The 14,208-nt window shown below is 54.7% G+C and carries 13 protein-coding genes; 6 read left to right on the top strand and 7 right to left on the bottom strand.

Going from position 1 to position 14,208, the window contains the following annotated elements; translation table 11 throughout:
• Positions 1–57: 57 nt before the first annotated feature.
• From Q1L34_RS19975 to Q1L34_RS19950, 6 genes are all read right to left on the bottom strand, one after another.
• Positions 58–1,446, bottom strand: coding sequence for an amidohydrolase family protein (locus Q1L34_RS19975; protein ID WP_327204253.1), 1,389 nt, complete (start codon positions 1,444–1,446; stop codon positions 58–60).
• A gap of 30 nt (positions 1,447–1,476) precedes the next feature.
• The gene (locus tag Q1L34_RS19970) at positions 1,477–2,427 is read right to left on the bottom strand and encodes a carbamate kinase family protein (protein WP_015584985.1); all 951 of its coding nucleotides are present in this window, start codon (positions 2,425–2,427) and stop codon (positions 1,477–1,479) included.
• A gap of 100 nt (positions 2,428–2,527) precedes the next feature.
• Complete coding sequence (locus tag Q1L34_RS19965; protein WP_004858953.1) at positions 2,528–3,946, bottom strand: YlbE family protein; 1,419 nt, start codon at positions 3,944–3,946, stop codon at positions 2,528–2,530.
• Complete coding sequence (fdrA, locus tag Q1L34_RS19960; protein ID WP_086817154.1) at positions 3,946–5,493, bottom strand: acyl-CoA synthetase FdrA; 1,548 nt, start codon at positions 5,491–5,493, stop codon at positions 3,946–3,948. The genes Q1L34_RS19965 and fdrA overlap by 1 nt, the downstream gene beginning before the upstream one ends.
• The gene (locus Q1L34_RS19955; RefSeq protein WP_069476168.1) at positions 5,483–6,346 is read right to left on the bottom strand and encodes an oxamate carbamoyltransferase subunit AllH family protein; all 864 of its coding nucleotides are present in this window, start codon (positions 6,344–6,346) and stop codon (positions 5,483–5,485) included. The genes fdrA and Q1L34_RS19955 overlap by 11 nt, the downstream gene beginning before the upstream one ends.
• Before the next feature lie 39 nt (positions 6,347–6,385).
• Positions 6,386–6,991 carry an ankyrin repeat domain-containing protein gene (locus Q1L34_RS19950; protein WP_004858963.1) on the bottom strand — a complete coding sequence of 202 codons (606 nt, stop codon included), beginning with the start codon at positions 6,989–6,991 and terminating at the stop codon, positions 6,386–6,388.
• A gap of 257 nt (positions 6,992–7,248) precedes the next feature.
• Here Q1L34_RS19950 and Q1L34_RS19945 point away from each other — a divergent pair, with 257 nt between their 5' ends.
• From Q1L34_RS19945 to Q1L34_RS19935, 3 genes are all read left to right on the top strand, one after another.
• Positions 7,249–7,743: a DUF1097 domain-containing protein gene (locus Q1L34_RS19945; RefSeq protein ID WP_044352006.1), complete on the top strand. Its 495-nt coding sequence runs from the start codon at positions 7,249–7,251 to the stop codon at positions 7,741–7,743.
• A gap of 156 nt (positions 7,744–7,899) precedes the next feature.
• Entirely contained in the window at positions 7,900–8,859 is a 960-nt protein-coding gene (locus tag Q1L34_RS19940) for a LysR substrate-binding domain-containing protein (RefSeq protein ID WP_004858969.1), read from the top strand.
• A 62-nt stretch (positions 8,860–8,921) separates the two neighbouring features.
• Positions 8,922–9,335, top strand: coding sequence for a hypothetical protein (locus Q1L34_RS19935; protein WP_004858972.1), 414 nt, complete (start codon positions 8,922–8,924; stop codon positions 9,333–9,335).
• A 72-nt stretch (positions 9,336–9,407) separates the two neighbouring features.
• Here Q1L34_RS19935 and Q1L34_RS19930 read toward each other — a convergent pair whose 3' ends face one another.
• Positions 9,408–9,938: a phospholipase D family nuclease gene (locus tag Q1L34_RS19930; RefSeq protein ID WP_044352453.1), complete on the bottom strand. Its 531-nt coding sequence runs from the start codon at positions 9,936–9,938 to the stop codon at positions 9,408–9,410.
• A gap of 700 nt (positions 9,939–10,638) precedes the next feature.
• Here Q1L34_RS19930 and Q1L34_RS19925 point away from each other — a divergent pair.
• The 3 genes from Q1L34_RS19925 to Q1L34_RS19915 are packed head-to-tail and all read left to right on the top strand — an operon-like array spanning position 10,639 to position 14,122.
• Positions 10,639–11,562 carry a sugar ABC transporter substrate-binding protein gene (locus tag Q1L34_RS19925; protein WP_004858977.1) on the top strand — a complete coding sequence of 308 codons (924 nt, stop codon included), beginning with the start codon at positions 10,639–10,641 and terminating at the stop codon, positions 11,560–11,562.
• A gap of 33 nt (positions 11,563–11,595) precedes the next feature.
• Complete coding sequence (locus Q1L34_RS19920; protein ID WP_004858981.1) at positions 11,596–13,080, top strand: sugar ABC transporter ATP-binding protein; 1,485 nt, start codon at positions 11,596–11,598, stop codon at positions 13,078–13,080.
• A 19-nt stretch (positions 13,081–13,099) separates the two neighbouring features.
• The gene (locus Q1L34_RS19915; RefSeq protein ID WP_172418225.1) at positions 13,100–14,122 is read left to right on the top strand and encodes an ABC transporter permease; all 1,023 of its coding nucleotides are present in this window, start codon (positions 13,100–13,102) and stop codon (positions 14,120–14,122) included.
• Positions 14,123–14,208: the final 86 nt, after the last annotated feature.

The raw sequence follows: 14,208 nt of genomic DNA, 5'->3' as shown, positions 1-14,208 counted from the left end.
AGCGTAGCGCCGCCGGGCGAAAGCACCGGTTTACCGGGGCTTTTTATGCGGTCATGTTCAGGCGCCGATGCTGCCCCAAACCATCTTGCACTTGTGGAAGGTCGCGGTACGCGGTGAAATGCGTGCCACCGCTTCGGCGGAGCAGGAGGCATCGACCAGCACAAAGCTGGCCTCATCCTGCTCTTTCGGCCAGACGCGCTGGCCTTGATCGTTGAGCGGCAGTACGTTGCCGGTGGCAATTGCCAGCGAACGCGAAAGGGTCTGTTCGTTGGGGCGAATATAGAGCTGGGCGTAGAGATTGGCTTTTTCCAGCATGTCGCCCAGGCCGTATGGCGACCAATGGTCAATCACGCTGTCGGTGCCGGTCATTACAAATACCCCTTTATCCCGCAGCTGCTGCAGCGGCATGTGCAGGGTACCGATCGGCACGGTGGAGGCGATGGTGATGTGCTGGGCCGCCATGCGGCTGGCAATGGCCTCAACCTGCTGTTCGTTCAATGTCGCCAGCGCAAAAGCGTGGCTGATTGTCAGCTTGCCTTTTAGCGCCGGGGTTTTCTCTACGGTCTCTACCATATAGTTGATCGCCGCGACGCCCGCCGGGCTGGTTTCGTGGAGATGGATATCGACCCCTTTGTTATAATCCAGCGCTATCTGGAACATGGTATCGAGGGATTTCTCCATCGCTCCATCAACGTTGGTCGGATCGAGGCCACCGACGTAGTGTGCGCCGGCCTGCATGGCTTCACGTACCAGCGGTTCTGATTTTGACAGCAGGAGTCCGTGCTGCGGAAAAGCGACAATCTCGCAGGCGAAACCCGGCTGGCGGTGCGCGAGGACTGCCTGCAGATCTTCGAGGTTTTTCAACCCGGAGGTGGGTTCGATATTGCAGTGGCTGCGGGCTATCGTTGACCCTTTTGACTGGAGCAGGTCGATCAGTTTTTCCGCGTGCTGGCGGGTGTACGGCTGGAGCTCAGGCAACAGCTTCTGCTCAAGCTTAATCATGTCCTGAATCGTGGTGCCCGCCGGGCGGTTGAGTGAACGCCACGGGCCGCCGTAAAAGGTTTTATCCAGATGGATATGCATATCGCGCATCGCCGGGAGCATCAGCTTACCGCCGGCATCATAGCGGGGCAGGGAGGCATCAGGGTGGCTGCGATGGTTGTGGAGCGCGATAATTTTGCCGTCGGCAATCTCGAGGGTTTGCCGTTCGGTACGAGTGTGTACTACTACGTCATTTTCATACTCAAAGCCGCTTTCCAGCAGGACATTATCGAGATAGTAGTGGGTGTCGTCGGGGCTGATAACCTTTTGGTTGTCGCAGGTCGTCGCGGATATCGAGCGCTCATCGGCGTAAACGACGGGTGCGGCGGCGGCAAACAGGGCGGCGGCGGTGACCATTTTTCCGCTCTGGCTGAGAAATTCGCGACGGCTATTGTCTTTATTCATGAATCTTCCTTTTTCTTTCTTTTCATTTGCTCAGTCGTGCACAAGATGGGTACCGGTCTCTCCGCGCAGCGCAGCGGGTAAACACTCCGGCGTGGTGATAATCACCCGCTTGCCGCCGTGCTTTAAAAACGCGAGGCTGGCGACGATTTTGGGCAACATGCTGCCGGCCGGAAAGTGACCTTCCTGCATATAGCGGGTCATATCGCTGATATTGACCGTCCCCAGCGCCTGCTGCCGGGGCTGCCCAAAGTGAATGCACACTTTTTCAACGCCGGTGGTGATGGCCAGGATATCGGCGTGAATCTCCCGTGCCAGTAGCGCGGTTGAGAGATCCTTATCAATCACCGCATCAACGCTCTGATAATCTCCCTGCGCGCAGCGGACTACAGGGATGCCGCCGCCGCCGGCGCCGATCACCACGAACCCTTGTCGGGTCAGCGCTTTAATGGCTTCGGCTTCCACGATGCGTTTGGGTTCCGGCGAGGCGACCACCCGCCGATAGCCACGCCCGGCATCTTCGACGAAGTGCCAGTCCGGATGCGTCTGCCGGAGATCATCGCGCTGGGCTTCGCTAAAAAAAGCGCCAATCGGTTTCGTCGGGTGGGTAAAGCCGGGGTCATTTTTATCGACTTCGACCTGGGTGACGACGGTCACCGCTTTTTGTTCGCCGCGGTGGGCCAGGCGATTATTGAGCGCCTGCTGAATCAGGTAGCCGATTCCACCCTGGGTGTCGGCAACGCAGTTGGCCAGCGGCGTCAGCGGCAGACCTTCGCACTCATGAGCGATTTCAGCGCGGCGTAAATCCAGTCCGACCTGCGGCCCGTTGCCGTGGGTCAGGACAAGATGGTAGTCCGACGCCAGCATGGCCAGCACCGTATCCGCCACGGCCTTGACCGCTTCAGCCTGATGTTCAATTGACTGGCTGGCGTTATCTTTGATGATACTGTTGCCGCCAATGGCAACGACCACAAGTTCTTTCATCGTGTAGGTTCCCGGTACAGAAGGTAATGGCGTTGTTGTTATCAGATTTATCGCCCGGTCAGCCCGGCCAGGGCGCTTTCGCCCCGGGCCGGGGATGTTTTTAAGCGCCGTAACGTTCGACCCAGCGCAAAATGGCTTTTTCAAAACAGGCAAACGGCGGGTGGACGATGCCGGCGCCGATCATACCGATGCCCGCATCTTTGTGGGCGATGGCGGTATTGATCACCGGCAGAATACCGCTGCTGCCGACGCGGGTAATATCGATAGCGGTCGGCACACCCATAAACCCGAGCAGCGGGATAGTGACGTTGGGGTTTTCACCGAGGGTGATTTCACGCATCTGGCGGGAGAAATCGATGGCCTCGTCCACCGTTCCGCCAACCAGTGCGACGATGGCCGGTGCCGTTGCCATAGCGAAACCGCCAATGCCGTAGGTTTCGGTAATCGCGCTATCGCCGATATCGAGACCGGAATCCTCCGGCTTATAACCGGCAAACATCGGGCCGATCACCTGCTGCGCCGGGCCGGTGAACCACTCTCCCGGCAACCCGCTGACTCGCAGACCGAACTCGACGCCGTTACGCGCCATGGTGGTAACGACGGTGCTGTACTCAATGCCGTGGGCGGCATCCATCGCGGCTTTACACATCGCCATCCACGTCGGGCCGGAGAAATAGTCGCTGCTGGCGACGAATTCAAAGACTTCACGCTGCTGTTCGACCGGATAGCCGGCCTGAATAATGCCCGGCGTCAGCGCCTGGATCAGTAGCGTGGTACCGGCATTGTTGCGGTTGTGGCACTCATCGCCCATATGCAGGGCCTGCGCCAGCATCAGGCGCAGATCGATTTCGCCAATCACCTTCATGGCGTCGCGCAGCATCGGCCCCTGGACGTCACGCATCCAGTTCAGACGGTCGATAACGCTCTGGTCGTTAGCCCCCATGCGCAGGATCTTCGCCATCTGCTCGCTCATGTTGGTATAAGCGATGTTGCCGTAGGTTTTGTTCTCGACAATATGCATAAACATGGAGGCGGAGGTGACGCCGGCCATAGACCCGACGCAGTCATGTTCGTGACATGGCGAGAAGGTGATTTCACCTGAAGCGGCCAGTTCGGCGGCATCAGCCAGATCGTTTGCCAGCCCTTCAAATACCAGCGCGCCGGTGACCGCACCTTTCATCGCTCCGCACATCTTTTCCCACGTTACCGGCGGCCCGGCGTGGAGAATGGTTTTTGCCGTCATCCCAGGCACCACGTTGATGGCCTGGTCGAAGCCCGTGAGGACCGGATGCGACTGGATAATGCGTTCCAGCGCCTGCTGGTTGGCGGCGGCGATTTTATCCGCCAGCGCGGAGTCGGCAAGCGCGTCGAGGGCATTGACCACCCGCATATTGCCCTGGCCTGGCGGCGTCCAGTCGAGCTGGGTCACCGCCGTATGCTGCTTTTTCAGATCATCGCTGAACATCGCGATCCCGACATTAATAACGTTCAGCGGCTGGCTGAATAGTGACTGATTCATCAGGCGTTCTCCCCTTTGCAGATAAGTTCACGCGCCAGCAGGCCGGTCTCGGTACTGCTGTTGGCCAGAATGACGCCCGCCTCGCTAAGCATCAGGCGCTGTTGTTCCCGCGATGGCGTATCGATATCGGTGCCTAAAACGTAAGCGAGGATCGTCAGCCGACGGCCATCGGCGGCGGCAATGGCTTTTGCCTCTTTGATCGCCTCGATCGTCGACCCGACCGGATCTTCATGCGACCCAAAGCCCAGCACGAAGTCCATCACGATCGCCGCAACTTCTGGATCGCGCGCTTCCTGAAGCAGGCGGCTGATGCGGTTGGTTGGGTCGATCATCGGGTGCGGTTTACCATTGGTGAAGTCGTCATCGCCGAAATCGAGGAAGGTGTGCTTGATGCTGTGGTTGATATCGCTCAGGCGATAAGCCGGATCCGGCTGAATGTTACTGTAAACTTCGGCCTGTTTTTCCAGGACGGCGAACATGGTTTCGTCGCACAGCGTGCCGCCGCAGAACAGGCCGCGAATGTATTTCTGCTGCGGCGTGAGCTGTGCACGAATTTCAGCAATCAATGCCGGGTCCAGCGGGGGCAAATCGAGATTTTGTTGCTTAACGCCGCTCAGCAGTACCGCCTTCAGCGCCGCTTCTCTGGTGCCGCGGGCAAACTGCAGACCTTGCTCATCGGCCGGTGGTTCGGCGCGGCCCAGGAAGCACACGACAACCGGTTTACGGCAGGCGCGTGCGCGCTCCAGCACTTTTTTCGCCACGGTCGGGGCGGGCGGCTTGGAGACGAGGGCGATAATTTCCGTTTGCGGATCCGCTTCCAGCATCTGAATGGCATCGAGCATCATCATGCCGCCGATTTTTTCACTCAGGTCGCGACCGCCGGTGCCGATAAGTTGTGATATGCCGCCGCCGAACGCGTGAATACGCACGCTCAGCTCCTGGCTACCGGTGCCAGAGGCGCCGATAATACCGATGTTGCCGCGGCGTACCGCATTTGCGAAGCACAGACCGGTGCCGTTAATGATGGCGGTCCCGCAGTCTGGCCCCATCAGCAGCAAACCTTTCTCATGGGCCAGTTGTTTCAGCGCGCGTTCGTCCTCGAGAGAGACGTTATCGGAAAACAACATCACGTTGAGACCGTTTTGTAACGCCTGTCGTGCTTCGCGGGCGGCGAACAGTCCGTTGACTGAGATAACCGCCATATTGCTGTCCGGAAGATGTTTTTTAGCGCTGGCGAGGGTGGCATAGCGCGCTTCGTGCTGGCCGCTTTGCGCTTTTTGGCTAAATAGCGCTTCGATCCCGGCGAGAATTTGCTCGTTATCGGCGCCGTCCTGGCCATTAATGACGATCATCAGGTCGCCGTTTTTCGCTGCTTCCAGCTCCGGCGTCAGCAGTCCCAGATTCTTCAGGACTCCTTTGTTCATTTCGGTCGCCATCGCGACAAATGCCTGCTCTACGCCGTCGATCTTATTGGCGCGGGTGGATATCGACATTAATGAGACGGAATCAAAATAGGTATTCTTCTTCACGACTATTTTAACTGACATAATTCCCTCCATACGTTTGGCTCAGCGCGCAGGCATCCGCCATGCCCAATAGCATGTCGCTGCCGGAACTTGAGCCAATATTTTTAATATTGGCAATTGCCGCAATAGAAAAGATTGTCGGTTGATTAATCATGAGGTTAATCAATCCGGCGATACTTTCGCGATAGCGCTGATTAATAGCTGCCTCCAGCGTAATCGCGCTGAGCGGCGTGGTGTTATGTCTGGCACACTGCAGCGCCGCTAAAAATTCATCCCGGTATTGATTAGCCGGATGTCCGTTAATAAATAAAATAACGCTAAGGCCTACCAGGTAATCATCCGCCGATGGCGTCAGGCCAATACCTAGTCCGAGCATATTAGCGATGGCGGCACTGATATTTTTATTTTGCCGAAGGGCGTTAAATAATGTTTTCCGGCGATGCTGTAATTCGCGCCCCATCGCTTTATAAAACGGGTTGTCGCCGCGATAAAGAAATAAGGTATCGTCCTCATGCAGTTGCTCAATGATAATGTTTTGCCAGCGTCGCCAGGCTATCCGGGTCAATGCTGCCGCGCTTAATACGGCCGTTGGCATTTGCCAGCGCTCACAGCGCTGGAGGTCTATCCATTTATCATTGCCAATATACATTCCTGAATCGGTGAACCGGACGCTTTCCCCTGGCCGGAACAGGTTGTCAAAGTAGGTGAGTGCTAACCTACAGCTGTTGGGCGCATTGTCATATGCGGCGCACAGCAGCGTCAGGAGCCCTGGCTTGTCGGGAATCTGCAGGTTGACCGCACGCGAGAAGACCTGCTCGACCCGTCCGCCGCCGCGTTGAGTGAGAAAGCTCTCATCCGCAGTTAGCGCTTGCACACACCGCCGTAAGGAGGTGTCGATGGCCGTTCTCCTTCCTCAGGCGCCGGCGGCAACCAGCAGGTGGGCGATTTCAGCAAAGCCTTTATCCCACGCCAGTTCCAGCGGCGTTTTGCCATATTTATCGGTCATATGGGGATTGGCGCCGTGGTCCAGCAGCAGCTTAACGATCTCCTGCTGCGTTGCGCCGCCATCGTTTAAAACAATCGCTTCCAGCAGCGGCGTCCAGCCGACAAAGTTAGTGTGGTTGACGTTAATATCGGTTTCGGTCAACAGAATTTTTACGATCTCAAGATGACCCTTTTCGCAGGCCGGCGTCAGACCGACGCCGCCGAAACGGCTTAAACGCGTAAGGTCAGGTTTCGCTGGCAGAATTAAATGCAGCAGCTCGACGTCATTATTCAGGCAGCTCAGTAAGAACGGGTTAAAACAGGTCTGGTCCTGCTTATCAATATCGACACCAGCGGCAATGAGCACAGACACGCAGGCATAATGTTTATTCAGGCTGGCCAGAGTAATAGCGGTTCGCCCCTGGCGATTGCTGGCATTAATATCGACGCCACGGGCTAAACAGGTTTTTAATTGTTCGACATTGCCTTGCTCCGCAGCCAAAAGATATTCAGCAATAATATTTTCCGTGGTCATCATCTTACTCCTGTGGTGGCGGCTGAGACTTTTTGATGACCTGAGCATAGCAACCAAAAATAGATAAAAGAACCCGTTTAAATTTTATTCGCGATAACCCCACTCATTGTTGAATATTTTTTAATAATGGATGCAGACTGTGCGGCAGTGCAATGTTTGTTTCTTGCATGCGATTTCCCGTAATTCAAGAGGGGATTATTTCTATATAGTTCCCGAACGAAACCAATTTCCACGACCACTATCACGAGGGGGAAGAGATGAACGGACTCACCGCAACGGGGATTACTGTCGGCATTTGTGCCGGGATCTGGCAGTTGATCTCCTCGCAGGTTGGGCTTGATCCGCGCTGGGGATTGCTTGGCACGATCGGCTTTGTCGCCTTTTGCAGTTTTTATGCGGCAGGCGGCGGTAAAGAGGGGTTTGTGAAGAGTCTTTTTGTCAACTACACCGGCGCCGCGTGGGCATTTCTGGCGGCGATGGCCGCGGGTGGGCTGACTGCCGCCACCGGGATATCATCCTTCTGGGCCAGCGTTATCACCACGGTGCCGTTCTCCGCGGTGATTGTCTGGCAGGGGCGCTTTTCCCTCACCGCGTTTATTCCCGGCGGCTTTCTTGGCATGACGCTGTTTTTCGCCTCCGGGATGAACTGGCCGGTGACGCTGCTGGGTTTTTTGGCCGGCAACGGCGTGGGGCTGATTTCCGAATATACCGGTCGTAAACTGAGCGAGGCAACCTCAAAAAGCTCGCGCTGAACCATGACGCCGCGGAGAATTTCGCGGCCCGCGCGGGCCGACAATTCGCATGGTGTTAAAAGATATTCAAAAATGATTGCCCGATGGCAGGGACAGGAAATAGAGTCGATTGCAGAGTGGGGCTAATGAGCGGTTGACGAAAGCAGGAGCGGGCCAATGAACTCAATTTTTACTGAAGAAAATCTGCTGGCGTTTACCACGGCGGCGCGCTTTGGCAGTTTCAGCAAAGCCGCAGACGAGCTGGGGCTGACGACATCAGCCATCAGCTACACCATCAAGCGCATGGAGACGGGGCTGGACGTGGTGCTGTTTACCCGTAATACCCGTAGCATCGAGCTGACCGAGTCCGGCTACTATCTTTTCCGTAAGGCCACGGATTTGCTCAATGATTTCCATGCCATCAAGCGCAGCATAGATACCATAGCCCAGGGGATTGAGGCCCGGGTCCGTATCTGCATCAACCAGCTGCTTTATACGCCGCGGCACACGGCGCGTCTGTTGCAGGTGCTCAAAAAACAGTTTCCAACCTGCCAGATTACCGTTACCACGGAGGTGTATAACGGCGTCTGGGATGCGATAATTAATCAGCAGGCTAATATCGCGATTGGCGCACCGGATACGCTGCTCGACGGCGGCGGCATTGACTACACTGAAATTGGTGCCATTCGTTGGGTCTTCGCCATTGCCCCGGATCATCCGCTGGCGTTTATGCCGGAACCCATAGCGGAAAGCCAGCTACGGCTTTACCCCAATATTATGGTGGAGGACACCGCCAGCACCATTAATAAGAAAGTGGGTTGGTTACTGCACGGGCAGGAGGCGATTCTGGTGCCGGACTTTAATACCAAATGCCAGTGCCAGATCCTCGGTGAAGGCATTGGTTTTCTGCCGGATTATATGGTTCGTGAGGCCATGGCGGAAAACCGGCTGATTACCCGCCAGATTCATAACCCACGCCAGGATTCAGGAATGCTGCTGGCGACCCAGCATGCGGCCAGTGGGCAGGTGACGCAGTGGATAAAGAAAGAGTTTCGCCCCGGTGGGATATTAACTGCTATCTATAGCGATTTACTTCACCGCGAGACGACGATGAAATCGTTTCAATCTATTTCCTGAAATTTTTCTGGAATACCTTATGTGTTATAACACCAGATATAAAAACATAAGGTGTTAATTAAATGAAAAATTTAAAGTTAATTGTTGGTAGCTTGATCTGCGCTGGTTGTTTATTCGCACCATTATCTGTCATGGCGGGTTATAAGATAAATACAATCCCGGTTCATTTCGATAAAGGTACCAGCGGAACCACCATTAAAAATGCCCTGAGCGGCGCCGATGTGAAAGATTACACGCTGGTGGCGAAAGCTGGTCAGCTAATGCACGTCACCATGAAGAGCAAATGGCCCCATCCTTATTTCAACGTGATCAACCCCGCGAACGAAACCATTTTTAATGGCTCGATGACAGAAGGTGCTTTTGAGCAGCGCCTCGAAACCAACGGAAAATATACCGTCCGCGTGTATCAGATGGGCGGCGCGCGCGATGAAGGAAAAACCAGTGCCTATGAGCTGGCCTTGAAAGTCACGGACTGACTTTTCCAGTATGCAACCGCCGTCTTCACGCTGCGCCGCGGGCCGGGTGAAGACGGCGTTTTTTACGCGTATTTACCCCGCATAAGGGACACCCAGCTCCCATCTCGACTGCCAGTGGGCGATATACTGGCAGGCCACGGCTTTCTGATGACGTATCACCACGACGTTTTCACTATTTTTTGTTTCGGCGGACGGAGCATAGTTAAATGACCCGGTTTCAACCGTCGCCCCATCGGCAATAATCGTCTTATCGTGTTGGATGTGATAGTGGCCATCAATACGTAATGCCACCCCGTGCTCCGCAACATACTTCATTATCTTTTGGCTGGCTTCCACCGCGTTGCGTCTTTTATCGACCACGATTTGCACCTTGACGCCGCGGTCATGGGCGGCGACAAGCGCCCGCGCAATATCAGGCGCCTGAAAAGAGTAGGCAATCATCTGGATCGAGGTTTGTGCCTGATTAATGGTCTCTAATACCAGTTGGCGGGCAGAGCCTTCGGGGGAAAAACCTACCTCTATATCGGGCGCCGCCGCAACCTGCGAAGAGAGGGAAAGTGCGAGCGCCGGAAGGGCGAATTTCAGCGAAAGGAGACGCGACATATCGGGTTGCCTTGCGGGGCACAATGAAAGATGTGAGCAGTCTATGCCCCTGCGATGGTCATGGGAATAGACCTGCCGGGCGGTACACGGCGGCGTGTGCGAGCCAGGTGAGCGTGGTCATCACGCTAACATGTTGAAACCGTTAGCCTGATACCGGCAGCGGATGACAAAGCGGGCGCTCTTTTCCTCTCATCATGACGGGAGTGAAAATCGGATCAATTTGTAACGGCCCTCCTGAAAGGATCGCTGACGTTTCAAATCCCCCTCTTCTTTAGGCGGAAAATCTTCTCTGGCGGATTGCCAGCGGCGGGCCTGTGACTTGTCTGCAAACTGCTGGGCGCCTCTCATTTTTTGCGCGTTTATGCCGCAATGTTAGATATCTGTCAAAGTTCTGTTATCAGACAGTTTTAAAATTTTCATTTCAGTTATTTAATTATAAAAGTTTCATATGTGTTGTTAATGAAATAAAACGTCTGAAATTTTCCGGGTGATAAATCGTATGTTTTATGAACTACTGTTTTAATAATTCACTAAAAAACCACTGAATTAGGTGGTTCTGATAAACATGTGCAAAAACAGCGCGCTCAGAAGTGAAACTTCTGGCTGGCGATCCGGCAGGTATCAGCAACACGCATTTACGAAATGAATCTTTCATTTCATCTCAATGAACTGGCATATCACTGAACCCCAAGGAACAACTATGAACATCAAGAAAACGATTGTTGCCTCTTTGTTAGTCTGTATGTTGCCCGCTGCGGTGATGGCAAAAGATCTCTCCGTCGGCGTTTCCATGGCGCTTTTCGACGATAACTTCCTGACTATCCTGCGTACCGCGATGCAAAAAGAGATGCAAAAAGAGGGGGTGAAGTCGCAGGTAGAGGATGCCAAGGGTGATGTCGCGCAGCAGCTGCAGCAGGTGCAGAACTTTATTGGTCAGGGCGTCGATGCCATCATCGTCAACCCGGTCGATACCAACGCCGTGAAGCCGATTATCGATCAGGCGACCAAAGCCGGCATTCCGCTGGTCTTCGTTAACCGCCGTCCGCAGATTACGCTGACCGACAAAATGGCCTATGTCGGTTCGGATTCGGTGCTGGCCGGCCGTCTGCAGATGGAAGCGCTGGCGAAGGCGATGAACGGCAAAGGCAACGTGGCGATTCTGCTGGGCGACCTGGCGAACGAATCAACTCGCGATCGTACCAAAGGCGTAGAAGAGGTGGTTGCGAAATACCCGGATATCAAGATCGTTCAGAAGCAGACGGCGAAATTCATGCGTAACGATGCCGTAGATGTGGTGAGTAACTGGATGACCAGTGGGGAAGATATTCAGGCGATCGCCTCCAATAACGATGAAATGGCGATTGGCGCGCTGCAGGCGCTGGGGAGCAATCCGAAGCACATTCTGATTGCCGGCGTCGATGGGACCCCTGACGCACTGCAGATGCTGAAAAACGGCAAGATGATCGCCACCATTTTCCAGGATGCTAAAGGCCAGGGGGAAGGGGCGGTGGATGCAGCCGTCAAACTGGCGAACGGGGAAAAAGTCGAAAAAGTCATCGATGTCCCTTACCAGCTGATTACCAAAGAGAATATGTCTGAATTTGTCAGCCGTAATCAAAAATAATCATTTCTGGCTCAGCGGTACGGAGGGGGAGGTATGAACGCTTTTGCACTTGAAGCCGAAGGTATCAGTAAGTTCTTTCCTGGCGTGAAGGCGCTCGATAATGTCTCATTACGCGTGCGCCCGGGGACGGTGCACGCCCTGATGGGGGAGAATGGTGCGGGAAAGTCGACGTTAATGAAGTGCCTTATCGGGATTTACCGTCCCGATAAGGGCGCGATCCGGGTGAAGGGCGAACCGGTGCAGTTCCAGGATACGATGGATGCGCTGCGCGCGGGGATCTCCATGATCCACCAGGAGCTGAATCTGGTGCCGCATATGACGGTGGCAGAAAATATCTGGCTGGGGCGCGAGCCGATGAAATACGGCTTTGTCGACCATCGACAGTTGGCCCGCCAGACGCAGACACTGCTCAATAAACTGAATATCCGTTTATCCGCCGACCGGCTGGTGGGCGAGCTCAGCATTGCCGCCCAGCAAATGGTGGAAATAGCCAAAGCGGTATCGTGGAACGCGGATATTGTCATTATGGATGAACCCACCTCGGCACTGACGGAAAGTGAAGTGGCCCACCTGTTCACCATCATTCGCGATTTACGCGAACAGGGTAAAGCCATTATTTATATCAGCCACAAGATGGATGAGATTTTCGCGATTACCGATGAAATTAGCGTCTTTCGCGACGGGACCTGGGTGGGCAGCCGGCAGACGGGCGAATTTACCCGTCAGTCGCTTATTACCCAGATGGTGGGCCGCGAATTAACTCAGCTGTTCCCGAAATTCAATAATACCATTGGCGAAGAGGTGCTGACGGTCCGTAATCTGTCGCGCAAAGGCTATTTTGAGGAGGTGAATTTCAGCGTCCGCCGTGGCGAAATTCTCGGCGTTGCGGGTCTGGTTGGCGCCGGGCGCAGTGAAGTGATGGAGAGCCTGTTCGGGATGGAGCGCTTTGACAGTGGCGAAGTGTTGATTGACGGCCAGCCGGTGATCATCGACTCGCCTTCCGTGGCCATCGAAAAAGGGATGGCGCTGCTGACCGAAGACCGCAAAAAGTCCGGACTGTTCCTCGTGCTCTCGGTGATGGAAAACATGAGTATCGTCAATATGCCGGAATATATCGGCAAGAGCGGGTTTGTCAAACATATGAAGATGGCGCAAGACTGCATGGAACAGATCCGTCGTCTGAATATTAAAACCCCGACCATGGATCAGATTATTAATAACCTGAGCGGCGGTAATCAGCAAAAGGTCTTAATTGCCCGCTGGCTTTTAGCGCAGCCCAAAATATTAATTCTTGATGAGCCAACCCGCGGGATTGACGTGGGGGCGAAAGCTGAAATTTATCACCTGATTAGCGAACTGGCGAATCGCGGCGTTGCGGTGATTATGGTCTCTTCTGAACTGCCGGAAATTCTGGGCATGAGCGATCGCGTTATGGTCATGCACGAAGGACGTATTACCGGCATCCTCGACAAAGACGAGGCCGATCAGGAAACCATTTTGTCGTTGGCATCCCACTGAGGTGTAGAGAATGAGCAATATGAAACTGACCGCAACAGCTGCAAATGCGCGATCCTCTTTCCTTGGTAATTTACGGCATAAATTACCGAAAGATACCGGTATCTTTATTGTTATGGTGGTCATCGCCCTGACCTTTGAAATTGCCGGCTGGTTTGTCCGCGACCAGTCTTTCCTGATGAACACCAACCGCCTGGTGTTGATTGTCCTGCAGGTCGCCATTATCGGGATTATCGCCGTCGGCGTCACGCAGGTCATTATCACTACCGGGATTGACCTCTCCTCCGGCTCGGTCATTGCCCTTGCTGCCGTGGTGGCGGCAAGCCTGGCACAAACCTCGGATAGCCTGTCGCCGATGTTCCCGTCACTGGTTAACCTACCGGCGGTCATTCCCATTTGCGCCGGGATTGGCGTCGGGCTGATCTGTGGATTAACCAACGGCTTTTTGGTCACCCGTACCGGGATTCCGCCGTTTATCGCCACTCTCGGGATGATGGTCTCTGCCCGCGGTCTGGCGCAATATTACACCCAGGGAAATCCCATCAGTTTCTTGTCCGATAGCTTTACGTCGATTGGTCAGGGGGCGATGCCGGTGATTATTTTCTTCGTGATTGCCGCTCTGTTTCACATCGCGCTGAAACATACCCGCTACGGTAAATATGTTTACGCCATCGGCGGCAACATGACCTCGGCAAAAGTATCCGGCATCAATGTGAATAAGTATCTGGTTATCGTCTACACCATCGCCGGCGCGCTGTCGGGGCTGGCCGGGGTTGTGCTGGCGGCGCGCGTCAGCAGCGGGCAGTCCAGTATGGGGATGTCCTACGAACTGGACGCTATCGCCGCGGCCGTTATCGGCGGCAGCAGCCTGATGGGCGGCGTAGGCCGCATCACCGGCACCCTGATTGGGGCGATGATTCTCGGCTTAATCAAAAGCGGCTTCACCTTCGTCGGCGTCGACGCTTACGTTCAGGATATTATCAAAGGGATTATTATTGTTGCGGCGGTGACGATAGACATGCGCCGTAACCGTAAGAAGCACTAAGCGAATGCAGAGAGAGCCCTGAGGTGATATCAGGGTTATCTCTTCGCGCTGTTAAACCGGGGGATGATTAAAATGGCAAGGCACGC

The organism is Klebsiella ornithinolytica, assembly GCF_030505655.1.
Taxonomy (GTDB): Bacteria; Pseudomonadota; Gammaproteobacteria; order Enterobacterales; family Enterobacteriaceae; genus Klebsiella; species Klebsiella ornithinolytica.
This window is presented reverse-complemented; position numbering and strand designations above follow the sequence as displayed.

What these genes read in the sequence shown, in the direction of transcription:
- Q1L34_RS19920 (WP_004858981.1), top strand. Translation starts at nt 11,596, where the DNA reads ATGAACGCTTTTGCACTTGAAGCCGAAGGTATCAGTAAGTTCTTTCCT.
- Q1L34_RS19940 (WP_004858969.1), top strand. Translation starts at nt 7,900, where the DNA reads ATGAACTCAATTTTTACTGAAGAAAATCTGCTGGCGTTTACCACGGCG.
- Q1L34_RS19915 (WP_172418225.1), top strand. Translation starts at nt 13,100, where the DNA reads ATGAAACTGACCGCAACAGCTGCAAATGCGCGATCCTCTTTCCTTGGT.
- Q1L34_RS19925 (WP_004858977.1), top strand. Translation starts at nt 10,639, where the DNA reads ATGAACATCAAGAAAACGATTGTTGCCTCTTTGTTAGTCTGTATGTTG.
- Q1L34_RS19950 (WP_004858963.1), bottom strand. Translation starts at nt 6,991, where the DNA reads ATGACCACGGAAAATATTATTGCTGAATATCTTTTGGCTGCGGAGCAA.
- fdrA (WP_086817154.1), bottom strand. Translation starts at nt 5,493, where the DNA reads ATGTCAGTTAAAATAGTCGTGAAGAAGAATACCTATTTTGATTCCGTC.
- Q1L34_RS19935 (WP_004858972.1), top strand. Translation starts at nt 8,922, where the DNA reads ATGAAAAATTTAAAGTTAATTGTTGGTAGCTTGATCTGCGCTGGTTGT.
- Q1L34_RS19945 (WP_044352006.1), top strand. Translation starts at nt 7,249, where the DNA reads ATGAACGGACTCACCGCAACGGGGATTACTGTCGGCATTTGTGCCGGG.
- Q1L34_RS19975 (WP_327204253.1), bottom strand. Translation starts at nt 1,446, where the DNA reads ATGAATAAAGACAATAGCCGTCGCGAATTTCTCAGCCAGAGCGGAAAA.
- Q1L34_RS19930 (WP_044352453.1), bottom strand. Translation starts at nt 9,938, where the DNA reads ATGTCGCGTCTCCTTTCGCTGAAATTCGCCCTTCCGGCGCTCGCACTT.
- Q1L34_RS19970 (WP_015584985.1), bottom strand. Translation starts at nt 2,427, where the DNA reads ATGAAAGAACTTGTGGTCGTTGCCATTGGCGGCAACAGTATCATCAAA.
- Q1L34_RS19965 (WP_004858953.1), bottom strand. Translation starts at nt 3,946, where the DNA reads ATGAATCAGTCACTATTCAGCCAGCCGCTGAACGTTATTAATGTCGGG.